The organism is Bradyrhizobium sp. 190, from assembly GCF_023073415.1.
Classification (GTDB): Bacteria; Pseudomonadota; Alphaproteobacteria; order Rhizobiales; family Xanthobacteraceae; genus Bradyrhizobium.
On record NZ_JADPJL010000053.1, the window covers coordinates 1 to 1,458 of the forward strand.

Sequence of the window (1,458 nt, forward strand, 5' to 3'; positions counted from 1 at the left end):
ACGCGCGTGAGGTTGTAGGCGAGTACGTTCAGCGCCATTTCGGTCGCGACATTGGGCAACCGCTTCATTAGAAAGTGTGTCGCACCCATCCGCATCTTCAGCGTGGCGAACGGATGCTCGACGGTTTCGCGGCGAACACGCATGGCTTGCGGGTTCTGATCGAGCCGCGTCTGCGCGGCCTCGACGACGTGTTCGTGTTCCCAGCGTTTGATGCGGCGCTCGTTGGACGTTGTGCACTGATCCTTGAACGGGCATGTGCGGCACGCCTTCGTCAAGTAAATCCGCATTTTCTGGCCGTCTTCATCAGCGGTGAAGTGGTGCGCCAGCTTCTCGCCGGCCGGGCAGCGATAGACGTCGTCCTTGGCCAATAGACAAAATCAGGTTTCCCAAAGCGGCCTGCCGACTTGGCTCCCGAAGTTTGCGGCTTGGGTAGCGTCACCGCGACCCCGGCCTGTTCGCATGCCAGGATTTCCTCACCTTTAAAGTACCCCCGATCCGCAACGACGTCCAAATGATCGCTGCGCAGCGCGGCTTTCGCCGCCTGCGCCATCGTCGCCAGTTGCGATCTATCGGTGCCGACGTTGGTGACCTCGTGCGCGACAATCAGATGGTTCGTGGTGTCGACTGCACTTTGTACGTTGTAGGCGACCATGCCGGAGCCGCGCCCGCTCGTTGCCATCGAGCGGCAATCGGGATCGGTCAGCGATATCTGCTTGTCGGGCGAGGCGAGCAATGCCTTTTCAATCGCGGCCAGCCGTTTCACTTCTTCTTCGAGCTTCGCCAGCTTTTCCCTAAGCCGCGTCTTGGTCAGAAGCACCGTTTCTGACGGCTCTTCTCCTGCGGCAGTCTGGCGGTCGGCGGTGTCCAGTTGACTCATGTAGCGCGCCACGCTCTCTTCGATCTGCTTCTGGCGGCGCTGGATCTTGCCTTGCGTGAAGTTGTTGTCGCGACTGTTCACGGCCTTGAACTTGCTGCCGTCGATGGCAACGCTGGCCTTCGTCAGCAGGCCCATCTTGCGGCACAACTCGACGAATTGCGCGCAAACCTTCCTGATCGCGGGGCCATTGTCCTTGCGGAAGTCGGCGATGGTTTTGTGATCCGGCGCGAGCCGTCCGGTCAGCCACATCACCTCGAGATTGCGGCCAGCCTCACGCTCCAGCCGCCGGCTCGATTGCACCCGGTTGAGATAGCCGTAAATGTAAAGCTTGAGCATCGGCGAAGGATGGTACGCCGGCCGGTCGCCGCAGGATCAACGCCATCGAACCCGAGGTCGCGCAGTTCCAACGCATCCACGAACACATCGACCGCGCGAATAGAATTGCTCTCGTCGACCCAATCATCGAGGCATTCCGGCAACAGCGTCGTCTGCTGGCGATCCGCCCCTTGAACGAAACCCTGCATCACTTCCCCCGCCGATTCAGCAAGGGAATCATAGCATCGACGGGGTTTTCACACAGC

At 60.4% G+C, this 1,458-nt stretch carries 1 pseudogene; it reads right to left on the bottom strand.

Going from position 1 to position 1,458, the window contains the following annotated elements:
- Nucleotides 1-1,401 (bottom strand): annotated as a pseudogene (locus IVB22_RS27055) (IS1182 family transposase); the annotation flags it as partial.
- Nucleotides 1,402-1,458: the final 57 nt, after the last annotated feature.